At 51.3% G+C, this 18,631-nt stretch carries 16 protein-coding genes; 8 read left to right on the top strand and 8 right to left on the bottom strand.

What is annotated here, in order from left to right; genetic code table 11:
• Positions 1–167 precede the first annotated feature (167 nt).
• Together C9I98_RS03395 and C9I98_RS03390 are read left to right on the top strand one after the other, a co-directional pair.
• Positions 168–764 (top strand): TetR/AcrR family transcriptional regulator, encoded by a 597-nt coding sequence (locus C9I98_RS03395; protein WP_036816943.1) that lies wholly within the window; start codon positions 168–170, stop codon positions 762–764.
• A 12-nt stretch (positions 765–776) separates the two neighbouring features.
• On the top strand, positions 777–2,651 hold the full coding sequence (locus C9I98_RS03390; protein ID WP_036816921.1) for an MFS transporter: 1,875 nt from the start codon (positions 777–779) through the stop codon (positions 2,649–2,651).
• A gap of 83 nt (positions 2,652–2,734) precedes the next feature.
• Here the strand turns inward: C9I98_RS03390 and menE are convergent, their stop codons facing one another.
• From menE to C9I98_RS03365, 5 genes are read right to left on the bottom strand one after another with little or no spacing between them, the layout of a single operon-like run.
• Complete coding sequence (menE, locus tag C9I98_RS03385; protein WP_036816919.1) at positions 2,735–4,129, bottom strand: o-succinylbenzoate--CoA ligase; 1,395 nt, start codon at positions 4,127–4,129, stop codon at positions 2,735–2,737.
• Positions 4,117–5,091, bottom strand: a complete 975-nt coding sequence (gene menC, locus C9I98_RS03380; RefSeq protein ID WP_036816917.1) for an o-succinylbenzoate synthase — start codon at positions 5,089–5,091, stop codon at positions 4,117–4,119. The genes menE and menC overlap by 13 nt, the downstream gene beginning before the upstream one ends.
• The gene (gene menH / locus C9I98_RS03375; RefSeq protein WP_036816915.1) at positions 5,084–5,923 is read right to left on the bottom strand and encodes a 2-succinyl-6-hydroxy-2,4-cyclohexadiene-1-carboxylate synthase; all 840 of its coding nucleotides are present in this window, start codon (positions 5,921–5,923) and stop codon (positions 5,084–5,086) included. Before menH ends, menC begins: the two co-directional genes overlap by 8 nt.
• On the bottom strand, positions 5,907–7,640 hold the full coding sequence (gene menD, locus C9I98_RS03370) for a 2-succinyl-5-enolpyruvyl-6-hydroxy-3-cyclohexene-1-carboxylic-acid synthase (protein ID WP_036816911.1): 1,734 nt from the start codon (positions 7,638–7,640) through the stop codon (positions 5,907–5,909). The genes menH and menD overlap by 17 nt, the downstream gene beginning before the upstream one ends.
• Entirely contained in the window at positions 7,637–8,956 is a 1,320-nt protein-coding gene (locus C9I98_RS03365) for an isochorismate synthase (RefSeq protein WP_107271579.1), read from the bottom strand. The genes menD and C9I98_RS03365 overlap by 4 nt, the downstream gene beginning before the upstream one ends.
• Before the next feature lie 604 nt (positions 8,957–9,560).
• Between C9I98_RS03365 and C9I98_RS03360 the strand changes: the two genes are divergently transcribed.
• The 5 genes from C9I98_RS03360 (at position 9,561) to C9I98_RS03340 (ending at position 14,773) form a co-directional block, all read left to right on the top strand.
• The gene (locus tag C9I98_RS03360) at positions 9,561–10,775 is read left to right on the top strand and encodes a pyridoxal phosphate-dependent aminotransferase (RefSeq protein WP_036825199.1); all 1,215 of its coding nucleotides are present in this window, start codon (positions 9,561–9,563) and stop codon (positions 10,773–10,775) included.
• A gap of 134 nt (positions 10,776–10,909) precedes the next feature.
• On the top strand, positions 10,910–11,494 hold the full coding sequence (gene yfbR, locus C9I98_RS03355) for a 5'-deoxynucleotidase (RefSeq protein ID WP_107271578.1): 585 nt from the start codon (positions 10,910–10,912) through the stop codon (positions 11,492–11,494).
• Positions 11,494–12,873: an anti-phage deoxyguanosine triphosphatase gene (locus C9I98_RS03350; protein ID WP_107271577.1), complete on the top strand. Its 1,380-nt coding sequence runs from the start codon at positions 11,494–11,496 to the stop codon at positions 12,871–12,873. Before yfbR ends, C9I98_RS03350 begins: the two co-directional genes overlap by 1 nt.
• A 141-nt stretch (positions 12,874–13,014) precedes the next feature.
• A complete protein-coding gene (locus C9I98_RS03345; RefSeq protein WP_107271719.1) occupies positions 13,015–13,986 on the top strand; it encodes a type IV toxin-antitoxin system AbiEi family antitoxin in 972 nt (323 codons plus the stop codon).
• Positions 13,952–14,773: a nucleotidyl transferase AbiEii/AbiGii toxin family protein gene (locus C9I98_RS03340; protein ID WP_036817237.1), complete on the top strand. Its 822-nt coding sequence runs from the start codon at positions 13,952–13,954 to the stop codon at positions 14,771–14,773. The genes C9I98_RS03345 and C9I98_RS03340 overlap by 35 nt, the downstream gene beginning before the upstream one ends.
• A gap of 93 nt (positions 14,774–14,866) precedes the next feature.
• On the opposite strand, the gene C9I98_RS03335 is transcribed toward C9I98_RS03340, so the two are convergent.
• A complete protein-coding gene (locus tag C9I98_RS03335) occupies positions 14,867–15,481 on the bottom strand; it encodes a tRNA-uridine aminocarboxypropyltransferase (protein WP_036817235.1) in 615 nt (204 codons plus the stop codon).
• A gap of 10 nt (positions 15,482–15,491) precedes the next feature.
• On the opposite strand from C9I98_RS03335, the gene rrtA reads away from it, so the two are divergent.
• Complete coding sequence (gene rrtA / locus C9I98_RS03330) at positions 15,492–16,052, top strand: rhombosortase (RefSeq protein WP_036817233.1); 561 nt, start codon at positions 15,492–15,494, stop codon at positions 16,050–16,052.
• Between the two features lie 51 nt (positions 16,053–16,103).
• Here rrtA and C9I98_RS03325 read toward each other — a convergent pair whose 3' ends face one another.
• Positions 16,104–16,349 carry a ComEA family DNA-binding protein gene (locus C9I98_RS03325; RefSeq protein WP_245907096.1) on the bottom strand — a complete coding sequence of 82 codons (246 nt, stop codon included), beginning with the start codon at positions 16,347–16,349 and terminating at the stop codon, positions 16,104–16,106.
• A 245-nt stretch (positions 16,350–16,594) separates the two neighbouring features.
• Positions 16,595–18,499: a peptidylprolyl isomerase gene (gene ppiD, locus C9I98_RS03320; protein ID WP_036817231.1), complete on the bottom strand. Its 1,905-nt coding sequence runs from the start codon at positions 18,497–18,499 to the stop codon at positions 16,595–16,597.
• Between the last annotated feature and the right edge of the window lie 132 nt (positions 18,500–18,631).

Genomic DNA, 18,631 nt, shown 5'->3' with positions numbered 1-18,631 from the left:
CCAAAACTTGATCTTATAGATCGGTAACCACTAGAATATCGAACAATGTTCTATAATTTCCCACGACAAGGCATGTCGGGGACACCATACTTATTTTGTGACCATTGGCATTGACACATGCCGCCAATAAACAAGATAAGCAGAATTCGATTAAGAGTAAAAATTCGATGGCAAGACGAAACGACCATACTCGCGAAGAGTTGGTAAATATGACACTGGAGCAAGTCAAAAACTTTCTCAACGAACACCCACACCATGAGCTAAGCCTAAGGAAGGTCGCAGCGATGATTGGCTATGTGCCAAGTACCTTGGTGAATGTTTTTGGCAACTACAACCTATTATTGCTTCATGCCGTCGCCCAAACCCTTGATGAACTCTTTGCCGCAGCCGAAGCTGAAATGCAACAGGCCAGTTCACCTGAAGACGCGCTGAGCAAATTAGCATACTGCTACCTTGATTTTGCCGCACAAAACCCCTACCGCTGGCAGTTGATTTTCCAACATACCATGAACGGCGAAGAGTTACCGGAGTGGCAATCAGAGCGTATCGATAACCTAACCGGTATTTTGGAAGCTCTGATTCGCCAAATTAATGCCAAACTAACAGAAGAAGAGACACTCGAAGCAAGCCGAGTGCTATGGTCTGGTGTTCACGGTATCACTCTATTGACGGTGGATGACAAGCTATTTACCTCAACCCCTGTCGATGGCAAGGCGTTGATCGATAACTTGCTCAACACCTATATGAATGCCTGGAAAGCTTAAACGGAGTTAGGCATGTCGGGAAAGCCCCAATCAAGGCTGTTAACCAAACAGCGCTTTTTACCTTATTTTCTTACGCAGGCTCTTGGGGCTTTCAATGACAACATCTACAAGAATGTTTTACTGATCCTAATTGCCTTTGCCGCGCCAGGGACCCTGCCGTTAGACAGCGATCTGGTGATCAACCTCGCAGCTGGGTTATTCATCCTGCCGTTCTTTTTGTTTTCGGCGTCTGCCGGGGTGCTCTCTGATAAATACGATAAAGCACAGATCATGCGTATCGTAAAAATGGCGGAAATTGTGATCATGTCGCTGGCTGCCATTGCCTTCATCAGTGAGAGCTACACAGCACTGCTTGTATTACTGTTTCTTATGGGTACCCAGTCGGCCTTTTTTGGCCCGGCCAAGTATGCGCTTTTGCCGCAACACCTACGCAAAGAAGAGCTGGTTTCCGGCAACGCGCTGGTTGAGACCGGTACTTTCCTCGCGATCCTGATCGGTACCCTGCTTGCTGGCGTGATTGCCAATGCCGACAACGCCACCACCATCGCCGCCATTAGCGTGGTGACTTTTGCAATCATTGGTTTCCTTTGCTCGCGTTGGATCCCGGAAGCCAAGCCGAGCAACCCGGATTTGGTCTTCAAATGGCAGCCGGTGAAACAAACCCGCCTGACGCTAGGGATTGCCCGCAAAGATAAAACCGTCTTTCAGTGCATCATGGGGATCAGTTGGTTTTGGTTCCTTGGGGCATGTTATCTCACCCAATTCCCTAACTTTGCCAAGCTTTACCTTGGCGGAAATGCAGCAGCCGTCTCTTTCTTGCTGACCCTATTTTCTATCGGCATTGCTGTTGGCTCCCTGCTCTGTGACCGGTTGTCGGGCCACCGCATAGAACCGGGCATCGTGCCGTTGGGCAGCATGGGGATAACCGTCTTTGGTGCAGGGCTGATGTTTACCACCCCAGCCTCCATGCCGGAAACGCTATCGATTATCGAGTTTATTACCCACCCCGAGCTATTCGGTGTGTTTGTTTCATTGACGTTGCTTGGCGTTTCGGGCGGTATTTTCATCGTACCGCTCTATGCCATGATGCAGCACCGCGCCCAATCGCACGAGCGTGCCCAAATCATTGCGGCCAATAATATCTGGAATGCGATTTTCATGGTCGTCAGTGCTATCAGCGGCATCATATTCCTTTCGGTCTTGGACTTATCGATACCGCTGTTCTTCCTGTTCTTGTCGGTGCTGAACTTTGTGGTAGTGCTCTATATCTATACCCAAGCACCAGACTTCTTCTGGCGTTTCTTGGTGTGGGTGGTAAGCCACACAATGTATCGTGTGAAGCATAAGGATCTTGCCAATATACCGACTGAAGGCGGCGTACTCATCGTCTCAAACCATGTCAGTTATATGGATGCCCTACTGCTGGCAGGGGCTTGCCCGCGGCCTATCCGCTTCTTGATGGATCGTGATATCTACAATTTGCCGCTGATCAGAAGCTTCTGCAAAGCCTGCAAGGTGATCCCGATAGACGCCACTGACAGGAAATCTGTGATGAAAGCCTTTGTCAAAGTCAGCAAATACCTCGAGCGGGGGGATGTGGTCTGCGTGTTCCCGGAAGGCCAATTGACCTACGATGGCGAAGTGGCCCCGTTCATGCGCGGCATCGACCTTATTATCAAACGCTCGCCGGTGCCAGTGGTACCTGTTGCCCTACAAGGGCTTTGGGGCAGCTATTTCAGCCGCGAAGGTGGCCGGGCATTGCTCAAAATTCCGAAGCGTTTTTGGTCTAAGGTCAATATCATCGTCGGCTCGCCAATCGACTCCAAGCAAGCCAACAGTGAAATACTTCGTGAAGAGGTGCTTACCTTACGCGGTGATAATCGCTAGGCTTATAGCCCCCGGGAGATACCAACCCCATTAGATATCTGGCCAGATTTTTAATGGGGTTGGCGAAAGTTAACGGCTCAAGCTTACTCTGCTAGCCAATTGGCCAATTGCTTGCGCGATAGTTTAATCCCACCAGCTTGCAAATCCGTAGGCAGCGCCATATAGCGAACCGGACGGCGAAACGCGGTCACTTCCTGCTGCATATAATCCGCCAAGGCTTGCTGCAAGCTTTTACTAAACTGCCCCTTTGCTTCCACGATGGCAACCGGGCGCTGACCGAACTCTTCATCATCAATCGGTAAAACGAACACTTGCTTTACATCCGGGTGCGCCAACAACACTTTCTCTATATCTTCCGGCTGCACGTTCTCACCACCGGAAATGAACATGTTGTCTGCCCGGCCAATAATGTGTAGCTCTTCGTCATGCCAGCTGGCGAGATCTTTGGTGGCAAACCATTCTTCATCGCTAACCGGGAAAATAGTCTTGTTGCGATAATAGCCAAGGCATAGGGTTTCCCCCTTAACCAAGACTTCCCCGTCGCGCAGCATCAGCTCGCGGTTTGGCAATACGGCGCCCACACCGGCACTGCTATCAGCCGGCTTTGCCGTCACCGTCGATGCCATCTCGGTCATCCCGTAACCACACCAACACCCAATGCCGATGCTTGCCGCCTGCTCGGTTAGGCGAACAGGGATAGCCGCGCCGCCTAACAATACTTGCTTAAGCTTAAGCGATGCCGCCCCCTCGCTGGCGATAACCCGCTGGAGCTGGGTTGGTACCAGTGAAGCATGGGTCACTTTGGTCAAGGCATGATCAAAATTAGCCGGGGTACAAAGTGCCAGCCGGGCACCGCGATATAGCCAGCGCCAGACAATTGCCATCCCAGAAATATGAAACATCGGCAACGACAGCAACCAACTATCACCCTGCTCGAAGCTCATCCAAGCCAGTAGCCCCTGAGCACTGGCTAGGTGGGTTTGGGCTGAATGAACCACTGCCTTGGGCTGGCCCGTCGAGCCAGACGTCAGCGTTAAGGTTGCCGCCCGGCTAGGCTGCCAGGTAACGGGTACTACACGAGGCTGGGTAGCAGGCAACAATTGCACACGCCGATATTGGCCCAGACTGAATTCACACTTGGCCGGATACCAAACATAATCACACTGGAGCTGGGCCAGTTGGCTGTCAATCTCGGCTTGGCTCAAGCGTGGGTTCAACGCTGCGAAGCGCGCCCCGACCCTGAGGATAGCGAGCAATAGCCAGACCACTTGCGCCGAATTCGGCGCCACAACCGTCACCAACTGATCGCGCTTAACGCCTTGCTCCAGCAATCCCTGAGCATAGCTCTCTACCTGAGCGGCAACTTCCGCCCAGCTAAATTGCTGATCCTCAAATGACAAAGCGACCTCTGACGGTCGCTCTGCAGCCCAGTGTTGCCAAGGCCAGGTCGGGAATGAAACAGGCGTTAGCTCTGCCATACCACCTCAAGATCATTCAGTGATGTCACAGGCAGGGAGCACTCAGGCCATGGTGTTTCAAGCTGAGCTTGGAACAATTGCATGGTATCTAGCCCAGGGATCACATCCGGGGTTTGCCATGCAGCAAAGCGAGCGAGCTGGTTCAAGCCAAGGCTCGATTCCATACTGGAGCTGATCACGGCAACCAAGCCTGCTTCATGGGCTTGCTTCACCAATTCAATACAGCGCTCAACCGGACCCACCAAAGTTGGTTTGATAACAATCGCCACCACACCCGGCTCGGCTTTTACCTCGAAGCCCTCATCGCGTACGGTCTCATCCCACGCGATATTGATGCCCGTCTCCTGTGCAAAGGCAAGGCTTTCTGCAGGCGTTTTGCAAGGCTCTTCAAGGAAGGCGATACCCGCGCGGTTCTCAGGTTTTACATACTTGGCAAACTGCTGCGCTTTTAGCGGCGTCCATTGGCGGTTGGCATCAAGGCGCAAGCGAATACCCGGAATTGCCTCAATGAACATGTTTGCCACCATGCCATCGCGCACAGCTTCGTACATACCCACTTTAATTTTGGCGACTTTCTCGCCCGGCATTTTGTTCAGCTCGATAACAAGCTCATCCGGATCACCCGAACAAAGCGGGGCTACCTGGTAGTTGCCCTCTGCCGGCAGCTCGCCGTTAAGCTCAAGCATTGCCATGCTTAGGCCGCTTGCAACCGAAGGGTAGGCCGAATCAAGGTCAATCGCTTCCCCGGCTTGCCATTTCGCCAGCAGCTGTTTTGCCTGCTCGCCTGCTTGCTCAGCGGTTTCATGGCTGAACTCGGGTAATGGTGCAATTTCACCATAGCCAATTTTATCGTCTTGTTTCAGCTCAATAACCCAGCCTTCGCGAGTAACCAAACGCTGAGAGCGTAAAATCACACCGGTATCCATCGGAAGTTGGTATTGGAAAAGTTTTGCGCTACGCATGATTGAATTCCATCTGCTGATTTTTTAGTAAATACTGTTTCAATGTCATGAAGAACGCATATGGCTGTTCGACATGCACGTTATGCCCCGCCTCTGGGATAACGGAGTAGTCCAATCCAGATTCTTCGGCCAAGCATTTGAATTTTTCGTCTCTCTCTCCGCACACATAGTGGACGGGCATGGCTAATGCTAATGTTGCCAATTCGGCTTTCAACAAGGGCTGTTTCGCCAACGATGTAGCCTGCAACATATGTGCTATAGCAGCCCCAAGGTTATCACTGCGCTTGTGGATTAAACCTTGTCTTTGGTCATGATTTAATGATGAAAAAACAGCTTGCAGGTACCAATCAGCCAATACCTCTGCAATTGGCTCCTTGGCAAAGCGGTTCGCCCAGGCTATATCATTTTGCCAACGCGCTTCTCGCTGTGCCTGTGGCAGACCAAAGTTGCCACCTTCAACAAACAAACCGACCAATTGTGGCGATAACGCTGATTGCGTCGCGTTAACATTAGCCAACTGGCAGGCATGGTACATCGCAATACGCGCACCCAGCGAGTACCCCACCAACACATAGTGAGTGATGCCCCTGGCAGCAAGTGCCTGCTGTAGCCACTCATTGGTTTGTTCAAAACCGCTGGCATTGCAAAATTGGCTATGACCATGCCCCGGTAAATCAATCGTAAGGCATGGGTAGTCAGGTGACAGATAATTAACCACTTCGCGCCAATCACGCCCCGAGCCGAGTAAGCCATGGAGGAAGACCAAGGTCGGGCGCTGAGAGAGGCGATCAGAAGGTGGCGTTAGGCCAAAGGTTTCAGAGTAGAGAGGCATGCCGTACCTCGGCAAACAGGGCTTTTAGCAATTGGCCGCTCTCCCCTGCCGGTGTTTGTACCTCGATAAGGGTAGCGCTACGGCTGGCAAAGCCATCCCGGCACGCTTGTTCGGCCTCAGCCAAAGACGCAGGCCGAACATAATCCAAACCAAACATGGCTGCGGCATGGCTAAATTCAAGTCCATGCGGCATCCGGTACAGATTCTCTTTTTGTGCCTCTGGCACAGGGAGCATATCGAAAATCGCACCGCCATCATTATTGGTCACCAAAATAACCACGGGCTGGCTGGCCTGGCGCAACAATGCCAACGAGTTGAGATCGTAAAGCAATGAGGTATCGCCCAAAACACAAAACAGCGGCGCTTGTCGCCCTTGCTGAACACCCGCAGCGGTGGCAATCAAGCCATCAATGCCCGATGCGCCACGGTTGGCAAACGTCGCTGATCCCGGCACTTTGCCGCACATATCCAACAAGCGAACAATCAAACTATTGCCTAGAAATAGCTCAGCATTATCCGGCAACCAATCCATCATATTGGCTGCCAAGCTAACTTCGTTCAACTCGGTATGGGTTTGAAGTAGGTGGCCAAGATACTGCGACGATGCCGCTTTCAGGTTATCTGCCCAGCCACTGAACGGAGGGGTAAACGCTATCGCCCCATCCGCTTGCTGCTGCGCCATCAACTGCAGGGCATAGTCGCCCGACTTCGCCTTGATTTGCATGCTACATTGCTGAGTGGGGTCCAGCGGCGTTGAGAGAGGATCCACCAGCCAGTAATGCTGCCAAGCAGTACCCGCGATAAATTGGCCCAATCGCTTCGAGACCAACCGGCCGCCAAATTGGAGCAGTACATCCGCTTGGGATAAATGCTCGTGGCACGCCGGGTTTTGCAGCCAGACATCAAACCCCGCCCATTCGCTGCTTCCCCCCGCCTGGGGATCGGCAAGGAGTGGCCAGCCCAATTGCTTTGCTAATGCCGCTACATGGGCAAACTCGCCCGGCTCAAGGCGGCCGGCCACGATCACCCCTTTCTGTTGGCGCAACGACTGCCACTGCGATTGGTCAACCATCAACACTGGTGAACGGACGTCTTGGTAGGCGGTATAAGGTAATGCCGACTGCTGCCAACGCCCGACAGGCTGAAGGTATTGTGTAAAATCGGCGGCATCACCGTAAAGGGGTTCAGGATAATGACAATTGAAATGCACTGCCCCGCCACGCAGCTGCTGCTGATACATCACCGTATCAACGCTGCCCAACAGCCAAGCCGGGGAGATATCTGTACTTGGCGAAGGAACATCAAGAAACTCGGTTACATGGCTGGAGAAAATACCATGCTGGCGAATGGCTTGGTTAGCACCGCACTGGATCAATTCAGGCGGGCGATCTGAAGTCAGCATCACCAACTTCTCGCCCGTCAGGCCGCTCTCTGCAACCGCAGGTAGCAAATTGGCAACGGCGGTCCCCGAGGTGACCACAACCGCCACCGGTGTTTGGGTTGATTTAGCCAACCCCAAGGCCATAAACCCAAGGCCACGTTCGTCAAAATGGGTATGAATGGTCAGCTTTTCATTACGATCCGCTGCCAATGTCAAAGGTGTTGAACGTGAACCCGGCGCGATACAAACGTGTTCGACCCCTAAGCGCGCCAACTCTTCAAGCATCAAGCCAGCCCAAAGCTGGTTCAATGCTGCCCGGTGCTGCTGTGCCATCATGCCGACTTGCGCTCCAACTCAGGCTCATCGCTACCGAGCAAGCTACACAAGGTCGATGTTTTGCGGTCAAGCTCTTTCCATTCGCTGTCGGCAGTAGAGCCCGGAACGATGCCAGCGCCAGCAAACAAATGGAGATCATCCCCCATGATCAGGGCACTGCGTATCGCCACACAAAACTCGCTGCGGCGGTTGCTCAAGAAACCAACCGCACCGCTATACCAACCACGGGCGAACGGCTCGTTCTCCATAATAAAGTCCAACGCGGCTTCACGTGGCAGGCCGGCAATGGCCGCTGTGGGCTGCAAGCTATCTAGCAAATCAGCACTGTCAACCGACTCATTCAATTGCGCATCAATGCCACGCTTAAGGTGCTGCACCTTGCGCAAGCGGATCAGCTCAGGTGTTTCGGCCACGGTCATGGACTCGCAACGCGGTACCAAGCGGCTCACGATATCGTCAACGACCAGGCGGTTCTCATAGCGGTTTTTGTTGTCATCCATCAGCCACTGCGCCAGACGGTTATCTTCCGCGGTGTTGATGCCACGGCCGATGGTGCCAGCCAGCGCTTCGGTATTAAGATCGCGCTCTTGGCGCAGGAACAAACGCTCCGGTGTTGAACCAACAAAACAATGCTTGCTATCTAGCGCCATCATGAAGTGAAAGCTATTAAGGTTGCTACCTCGGCTTGCCTTAAGCAACTGTGCAGGAGAGACCGGGGTATCCAGCTTTAGCGTTGTTTTACGCGCAAGTACCACTTTCTCAAATACTTTTTGCGAAATAGCATCTAACGCGCTGCCAATCATTTTGGACCAACCGGCAAAGTCAGGCGAATAACTGCGCCCCACAATCTTGCTTTTGATTTCAGCTAGCTCAACCGAGCTTGCGTTAAGCTGAGACAACGACTTTACAATCTTGTCTGCATTTTCGGCAGAATAGTTCGCTGCCAGCTGCCAGCTACCGTCAAGGCGAATAATTTCAACCACCGGCAAGAAGAAGAAGGAAGATAAACAGCGCTGGTTACGGCTTGAGCGCCCATCAAAAGAACGGCCACCCCAGATACGCTGCTCGTCGGCCAGCACTTTTTCTGCCGCTTTCGGATCGGTAAATGTTTTGATTTGCCCCAGGGCAACGACCTCCTCGCGACTATCGCGAGACTGCCAGTAAAACTTAGGAAATATCGGCTGAGCTTCCATCCACTCAATAAGATCAGTATTGGCGGGAAGTTCCAGCTTCACAGTGAAACGTTGAGTACTGTCATTGGATTGTTGTTGAATTTTTTTAATTAGTAACTCAACGGCTTTTTGTAACGCGGTCAAGGTAACCTCACTCAGCTTTCATGCACCTACGAAGGCTCATCCCTGGCTGATTGTAACTAGCTAATCAATTAGCATTTGTTCTGAGCCCAACAACCGATAGCTGCGCGACATAGGCACCTAGTGGCGGCTCTGGGCGTACCTTTATGTGGTATTGCATTGATCTATAGCGAATGAAGCAACCAATCAACCACATAATGAATGAGGCATTCTACCTCAGTTCTCGCATTCTGACTAATAAAGTCATCTCTCATCACGAATCTTCATATCCCATCATAATCCTTATTATGTCCAGATTTTATCCCTAATCGGCCAGGTGTTAGCATTTTCCAGCTTAGCCTGTCATTCTGACTATCAATAACCAAAGCTAAATTAAGGGGAAAAAACGTGCTTAGATTTTGAACAACAGTTGTTTTGCGACATTTTATTCTGAATTTAAAGGGTAACCCGCGTCGTAATTCATAACCAGCAGTCAATCCGATCTATAAAACCCCATCTTCACAGGATAAAAAACTGTTTGGTATTGATTTTTTATTATTCCTGTTTATTTTTGACTGTTTGATAGTGTAATTTATTGTGATTAAACCAATAAAACAGGGTCGCAAAAATGCACAACATCGGGATGTCATCAAAACTCAATAATGTCTGTTACGACATACGAGGTCCCGTCCTTAAACATGCCAAGCGCATGGAAGAGGAAGGGCACAAAATTCTCAAGCTGAATATCGGCAATCCCGCCCCATTCGGTTTTGATGCCCCTGATGAAATTCTCGTTGATGTGATCCGTAACCTGCCAACATCGCAAGGTTACTGCGATTCAAAAGGGATTTATTCTGCGCGCAAGGCAGTTGTCCAGCATTACCAAAAACGTGGCATGCTTGATCTTGATGTTGAGGATGTCTACATCGGTAACGGTGTGTCCGAGCTCATCGTAATGGCAATGCAGGCATTATTGAACAACAATGATGAAATCCTCGTGCCTGCGCCAGACTACCCATTATGGACCGCGGCGGTCTCGTTGTCTGGCGGTAACCCGGTTCACTACACCTGCGACGAAGAAGCAGATTGGTACCCTGATCTTGATGATATCCGCAGCAAGATCACCCCAAACACCCGGGGTATTGTGCTGATCAACCCGAACAACCCAACGGGTGCGGTATATAGCCGAGACTTCCTGCTTGAAGTGATTGAAATTGCCCGCCAGCATAAGTTGATTATCTTTGCCGATGAGATCTACGACAAAATTCTTTACGAGGGTGCACAACACACCTCTATCGCCCCGCTGGCGGAAGATGTTTTCTGCGTCACCTTTAACGGCTTGTCAAAGTCTTACCGCGTGTGCGGCTTCCGAGCTGGCTGGATGGTGTTATCCGGGCCGAAGCACCTTGCTAAGGGCTATGTGGAAGGGCTGGAGATGCTCTCCTCTATGCGCCTGTGTGCCAACGTACCGATGCAGCATGCCGTGCAAACTGCATTGGGTGGCTACCAGAGTATCAATGAACTGATTTTGCCAGGTGGCCGCCTGCTAGAACAGCGAGACAAAGCCTATGACATGATCACCTCTATTCCCGGTGTTTCATGTGTCAAACCCAAAGGGGCGCTGTACTTATTCCCGAAATTAGACCAAAAAAAATTCAACATTGTTGATGATCAGAAAATGGCGCTCGACTTCCTTCAGCAAGAAAAAGTCCTGATTGTTCACGGGACTGGCTTCAACTGGAAGAAGCCCGACCATTTCCGCATCGTTACCCTTCCTCGGGTAGACGACTTGGAAATGGCTATTGGCCGCCTAGAACGCTTCCTCCATAGCTACCGTCAGTAATACAAACTCTCTCATTAAGCCCCAGATATTCTGGGGCTTTTTATTGCCCGACATTCGCGAATATTACTATTTTACCAAGCGGAATATCTGTTACCTTTAAAGGTATTGTTTAGTTATCTCTGTGCAGTACCCATATGAAACAAAGTCATTTTTTCGCCCATTTGGCTCGAATGAAACTTATCCAACGCTGGCCGCTGATGCGCTGCGTTGAAACCGAGAATATTTCAGAGCATAGCTTGCAAGTGGCCTTTGTCGCCCATGCCCTTGCCCTAATCAAAAACAAGAAATTTGGTGGCAACACCAACCCCGAGCGTATAGCCCTATTGGGGATGTTCCACGATTGCAGCGAAGTCCTTACCGGTGATATGCCAACCCCAATCAAGTACTACAACCCGGCTATCGCTGAGGAATACAAGAAAATTGAATTAGCCGCAGAGCGCAAGCTGTTATCCATGCTGCCGGAAGAGTTCCATGATGACTACGCACCGCTACTCGATAGCCACCACATAAACAAAGACGACTACGCGATCGTCAAACAGGCCGACAGCTTGTGTGCCTACCTCAAGTGCCTAGAGGAACTTAATGCGGGTAACCACGAGTTCACTACCGCCAAAAAGAACCTAGAGAAGACCCTTAACGATCGTTCGACTCCCGAAATGGAGTACTTCCTCGCGACCTTTGTTGATAGCTTCAACCTGACCCTGGATGATATTAGTTGATGAAACCTTTTGTACTTTCCGCCGAATCGCAATCAATATGGGAAGACCGCCGCAGCAACGAGCAAAAAGTTCGCCGCAATGATCATCGCTCAGCTTCCCAGCGCGATCGGGCGCGTATTCTTCACTCAGCGGCATTTCGCCGCTTGCAAGCCAAAACCCAGGTCCACGGTGCCGGCCACCATGACTTCTACCGCACCCGCCTCACCCACTCGCTAGAGGCCTCGCAAATCGGTACCGGCATTGTTGCCCAACTGAAAATCAAGCAACCTGAATTTCGGGACTTGCTGGCCTCAACCAGCTTGATGGAAAGCTTGTGCTTGGCGCATGACATTGGCCACCCGCCATTTGGCCACGGTGGCGAGGTAGCCCTCAATTATATGATGCGCAACCACGGTGGGTTTGAAGGCAATGCCCAGACTTTTCGCATCGTTGCCTTGCTTGAACCATACACCGAGCACTACGGCATGAATTTATCTCGCCGGACATTGCTCGGCTTGCTCAAGTACCCCGCCTTTCTTAGCGAGACCCAGGCGACCCAGTTACCGTCCGATGTAAACCACTTCCGCCAGCTCAAGGCGAAGGATTGGTATCCAGCCAAAGGTATTTACAATGACGATGCTGCTATTTTTGACTGGGTGCTAGCCCCGCTCTCCTCTCATGATAAGGCCTTGTTCAGCCAGATGCGCCAGCAGAGGACATCACCCCAAGAGCAGCTCAAGACTCGCTTTAAATCGCTTGATTGTTCGATCATGGAGCTTGCGGATGATATCGCTTATGGTGTCCATGATCTGGAAGATGCGATCGTGATGGGTATTGTCACCCGGGAGCAATGGCAGGAAGCCGTGGCAAGCAAATTAGCTGACTGTGGTGAGCCGTGGCTGGAAGAGCGTATCGGCGAGCTCAGCGACCAACTCTTTGGCACCCACCACCAGCGCAAAGACGCCATTGGTGCCATGGTTAACGCATTGCTGACTTCGATCCATATTGCACCTGCGATCCAAAACGGCGTCGACAGTTTCGAAGAGCCGCTACTCCAGTGGAACGCCTTCTTGTCAGAGCCAATGGAGCAGGTACTCGACGTATTAAAAAGCTTTGTCAGCTTGTATGTCGTTCATAAGCCCGATATCCAATTGCTGGAATACAAGGGCCAGCAACTTATCATGGAGCTATTCGAAGCCTTCGATTCCGATCCTGAACGCCTATTACCTGAAAACACCCGCGAGCGCTGGCGCCAAGCGGAAGCCAATGGCGAAAACGGCCACCGCATTATTGCCGACTACATCTCCGGCATGACCGACGGTTTTGCCCAACGCTTGTACAGTACCCTGTTCCAACCCACATCGACGGTTGGTGTCGGCATTGAGGGGCATGGTTTCTAGCCTCTCTGGAGCATAGTTCCCCCTCCCTTTAAATAGGGAGGAGCAAAACTATGTTCAACCCGTGTTCAAACCGGAGACATCCTTTACAGACCAAACTTTCACGATTAAAATAATTTCATGAATCATGAATAAATGACAATCATGAAAAAAGAAGTCGAGATACAAAATCAGGTAATGGCGCAGCTACCGGCGGATTGGTTGGCGAACATCACCCTGCTCCCAGCTGGCCCCTACGATGCTGAGCTCACACTCGAGTTCGGTGGGTTTACGCGCAACTTCCATGTCGAGAGCAAGTACATCCACCGCAAAGAAACGCTAGACCACTATGCCAAGCAGTGCGATACCGCATCGACACTGCTATTTTGCAACCCGCTCAGTGACTTCTTGCGCGACTATTGCCAGCAGCAAAACATCAACTATATCGATGCGGCCGGCAACGCCAGAATTGTGGGGGATGGGGTATATGTGTTGCTACAAGGTAACGCAGTCCCCCCGCGCCAACCGTCAGTACCGGGCATGAGCATCGGGATCATGAAGTGCCTGTTTGCCTTCTTCGCCGACGACGAGCTAATAAGCCAACCCTATAGCAAGATAGCCGACAGGGCCGGAATATCAGTGGGGATGGTTAGCAAAGCCATGGGCTACCTGACTGAGCATCAGTTCATTCCCGGCGGCAAGAAAGGGCGGCGCTTGCTAGATAAGACTACCCTCGCCTACCAATGGCTGATAGCTTACCCTACCGTACTGAAACCAAAGCTCAGTACATTGGTATTGGAGGCTAACCAACATTGGCAAAAGCTAGCAACCGAGCCAGGCGATGTGTGGATCGGCGAGGTGGCAGCAAGCCAGTTGACCGACTACCTTGAGGCCGAGCAGTGGCTGTTGTTCACCCAGCAACCGCTGCAACAAAAGATCCGCCAATACCGCTCGCGGCCGGATCCGAACGGCAAACTCACCGTTGCCAATGCCTTTTGGGGAGAGGCGCTTACCCTGAACACCTTTGCCAACGCATTACTCAGCACAGCTGAGCTGCTGGCCAGCCAAGATGGCCGTAACCGAGAAGTCGCCGAGATCTTAAATGAGCAATACCTACACCTTAAGCAACTCCCTTAACCCGGTATTTGAGCAGGCACTGCTCAGGGTGGTCGAGGCAGTCAACAGCCTGGCCGTGCCCTACTTCATCGCCGGAGCAACCGCCCGGGACATCGTCCTGCACGGCATTTTCGGCCACGCGCCGATACGGGCAACAAGGGATATCGACACCGCTATCCTGGTCGCCAACTGGGAGGAGTTCGATGCCACCAAGGCCAAGCTGCTGGCGGCTGGGCTGGCCCCCACCGAGCAAACCCACCGACTAAGGGAGCCTGAAAGCGGGCTGCCTGTTGATATTATCCCCTTTGGCCAGCTGGCCGATCAGGATGGACAGATCCAATGGCCGCCAAGCCATGACATTACGATGTCCGTGGTCGGTTTCCAGGAAGCCTACCAAACCGCTCTGACCGTTACCCTCGGTACCGCCACATTCAAAGTGGCATCGCTGCCCGGCATTGCGATGCTGAAGCTAATGGCATGGGACGAACGCGGGTTCGAGAACAGTAAAGATGCCACTGACTTTTACTCGATACTGAGCAAATACGGCCAGATCCACGACGGACGCCTTTGGGAAGATTACGTTCCCGGCGAGGCGCTGGATTTCAACCTAGAGCGCCAAGCAGCCTTCTTGCTGGGCTTTGATCTGAAGGATTTACTCAGCCAAGCAACCCTCGCCGTCTTGGTGGGCATCAAATCTAACAAGCATGACAACTTCTTGTCTGCCATTGTTCGAACCCACAAGGGAACATCCCTTGATGAAGTAGAAGCGCAGCTCGACGCATTTTGGATGGGGGTTGGGGTAGCGTAGATTAACGGTTTAGCTCACCCCACATCGATTAGTGAAGCTAATCCGAGATATAGACCATTGCACAAGCCAAATTCCTTAACAAAACCAAGCAAACTAAGAACGATAGTTTTTTTCGTAGACGCCTGCTGGCATTTGCTGGATTTGGAATTCAATCATACGATCAAAGGTATCCAACAAGGGGCTGAAATCAACATCACGCCCTTCTAGCGCGTCAAGGGCTAGAAAGCCGGCCTCAACCGTAGATACACCCTGCACCTTGGGAGATTTGCGGATACGGTAATTACCTTGCTCGGCGTTATCTAGGCTCACGGTTGGCAGTTGCTGCAAGTTGCTAGAAAGCTGCCACATCTTGTAGGCTTTCTTCCATGTCCCATCGAGTAGGATCAGGGTTCGAACCTGACTCGATTCGACGCTCTCGGTGACCAACGAAGATATCGCCACTGCTTCTTCGCCAGGGTATATCAGCCAAGCATCGCGGGTGGGCTCTGCTAGCAGGGCATTGAGTTCTTCGTGCTGGGAGAAGTCTTCTCCCACCCATAAACGGGCATTGGGTAGCGACAAGGTAAGAATACGCGCAGTACCAATCGCACGCTTAACCTCAGATGGGTGTTGTAAAATCCAAAGTTCGGTTTTAGCATCAATAACTTGGATCCAGTGGCAAATACAGGCTTTTTGCGCCTTGCCACATTTTTCACAATATCGACTCATTGAGGTTGCCTTGTCTGTTCGTTTGTTCGTAATTGCTGCCGTCTGCTTCATGGCTGTCTTCCAACTAGATGGGATGCAGACACTATTGGCATGGGATCGCAGCGCCATTAGCCACGGCGAGGCTTGGCGATTGCTGACGGGAAATTTCACCCATACCAATTGGCCCCACATGATAATGAACAGCCTCGCATTGGCAATCATTACCTTCATTTTTCGCCGAAATCTCAAGCTCAGCCAGTTAACAGGCTTTGTTGTCTTCTCTGCGGCTTTTATCGGTTCGGCACTGTGGTTTTCATCAACCACTTGGTATGCAGGGCTATCGGGTGTTTTGCATGGCCTCTTTGCCTTAGGGGCTATAAAGGATATTCAATCTAAGGATAAACTTGGATGGGCTTTGCTGGTTGGGGTGATCGTCAAAGTGGTTTGGGAACAATACTCAGGAGGCTCAGCCAGCTCAGCACGACTCATTGATGCAAGGGTTGCAGTGGAAGCCCATCTGCTTGGCGTGGTTTCCGCCCTACTCTATACACTCGCCAATAAGGTAAAAGCTTCTATTGCCAAGCGTGACTAGCTTGAGCAGAAAGGAGAACCACAGACTTCTCTCCTCTCTAGCCGGGAGGAGCTATAACTTTATCCGCTCGCGGTTTTTCTCGACCGTTGATGCGCCAATCCCTTTTACCTTCGACAAGTCATCGGCAGCCAAAAAAGGGCCGTGCTGTTGGCGGTATTCAATAATCTTCAGCGCTTTATCAGGGCCGATCCCTAGCAATAGCTTATCAAGCTCTTCTGCATTGGCCGTATTGACATTAACGGTGATCTCAATCCCTTCGTAATCATCCGCGGCTGCAGGTATTGTGCTTAGCACCATCAAGCCCAATAGCACCGCAGCGCTGGCGGATTTAATAAAGTAAACCATCTTCTATGCTCCTTGAAAATCAGTTATGACCAGTGGTCGTACACACGGTGCTTTTCTCGCAAGAAGATGTAAACAACGCATTTTTATTCGCAGCTAAAAAAACGACGGGCCGCACAATGGCGGCCCGTCGACTTACGTATTAATTACATTTATTTTGCATGTGCAGCTAACCACACATCAAACTAACTGTATTTTAATCACATACCATTATGTGAATTTGCAGCTGCATCCAGTTCAGGGTAGCTCACTTCAGCCGTATTACGAAGCTGATCTAGCGTTGCCATCACATCTTGCTGGGCGTTCATCTGCTGAACTTGTGCTGCCAACTGGCTATCAACCGATACAGGCTCGACATCCGCTTCAATCACTTTATCCAGCGCGATAATTAGCATGTCGCCTGCTGCATCACGAGTCACACCGTAAACAGGCTGCTCGCCTTCAGGCTTAGCCAAGCCGAATGCAACTTGCGCAAGCATCGGATCGGTACCCATGCGAGAAATCACTTCAGCGTCAGAGAAGCTTAGGCCTGCATCTTCAAGCAGTGCGTTGCTACCATCGCGAAGCTGGGCAAGCATCTCATCCGCTTTCGCTTGAGCTTGCTCTTCGCCTTTCTGCTGGGCAAGTTGCTGCTTAACAGACTCAGAAACCTCATCGAACGGCAGTACCATTTCATCGCGCGAATCATCGACACGAACAACAACAACGTGCTCAGGCGCAATCTCGATCACATCAGAGTTCAGGCCATCTTCACGTACTTCTGGGCTAAATAGCGCCTGAAGCACAACTGGTGTAGACAATACACCCGGAGCATCGTTTTGCGAGAAGAAGTCAGTGGTTTGAACCGTTGCATCAACAGCCTGCGCAGCATCATCTAGCGAATCAGGCATTTCAAACGCCGTCTCAGCCAGCTGGTTCTGTAGGTCGTAGAAAGCTTCTACCGCACGCTGCTCACGCAGCTCAACGATGATGTCTTCACGTACATCAGCGAAAGGCTTAACCTGCGGCTCTTTGATGTCATCTAGCTTGATGATATGGAAACCAAAGTCAGACTCAACAACACCAGAAATCTCGCCTTTGTTCAGGGCAAACGCCGCATCTTCAAATGCCGGATCCATCACGCCACGCTCGAACCAGTCAAGCTTGCCGCCTTCTTTGCCGCTGAACGTATCATCTGAAGATGTTTTTGCTAGCTCAGCAAAATCAGCACCGCCGTTTAGCTCAGCAAGTAGTGCTTCAGCCTTCGCCTTAGCATCGCCGTCTTTACCTTGAACCAAGATATGGCTTGCCTGGCGCTGCTCGGCAGTACCGTATTTCTTCTGGTTGTCGTCGAAGTATGCTTTCGCATCTTCTTCGGTCACTTCAAGCGTACCTTTCAGGCCTTTGCCTGATAGTTCGATGTAAGCCGCCTTCACTTGATCTGGGCGCGTGTAACGCTCAGGGTTCTGCTCATAGAAAGCCAATGCTTCGTCGTCAGCTACTTCCGCGTTTTTGGTGAACGCTTCAACATCCAGGGTCAAAGTGCGAATTTCACGCTGCTGCTGCTCAAGCTTGGTCAGCGCAGTCAACTCACTGCTTAGGGCAAAGTCGCTGCCTTGAATAGCTAGCAGGAACTGCTGGCGAAGCAAATCGGTACGCATAGATTCAGCAAACTGATCCGGCGTCATACCCGAGCGGCGCAGAAGTGTGTTGTACGTTTCGTTATCAAAACGACCATCACGCTGGAATTCTGGCATAGAAACGATGGCAGTACGGATCTGCTCATCACTGATGCGCAGGCCAAGGTCGTTCGCACGCTGCTCGATTAGCACGTCGTTAACCATACGGTCTAGCACGCTACGGCGGAACTGTTGTACGTAAGCAGGATCGCCCATTAGCGTCGAGAAATAATCGCCCAGCTGCGCTTGCATGCGGTTACGTTCGTTCTGATAGGCCATCTCGAACTCACGCTGGCTGATCTCTCGTCCATCAACCGTTGCTGCTACTTGCTGACCACCGCCGGCTAGGTAGCTACCTACGCCCGCGAAAACAAAAGAAAGTATAATCAAGCCAAGAATAATCTTGACCCAAATGCTGCTTGCGCCTTCGCGCATTCGCTCCATCATAATTTGCCGTATCTCCTACTGATGCGATTTGGCATGGTATTGTGAAGAATGCTTCTCGATCCTGAATAGAAACGGAGCTGAGTAATCCACACTGATACAAAGTAAAAAAAGCGCATCAACCCGATGCGCCCT

Source organism: Photobacterium sanctipauli (assembly GCF_003026495.1).
In the GTDB taxonomy this organism is placed as follows: Bacteria; Pseudomonadota; Gammaproteobacteria; order Enterobacterales; family Vibrionaceae; genus Photobacterium; species Photobacterium sanctipauli.
This window is presented reverse-complemented; position numbering and strand designations above follow the sequence as displayed.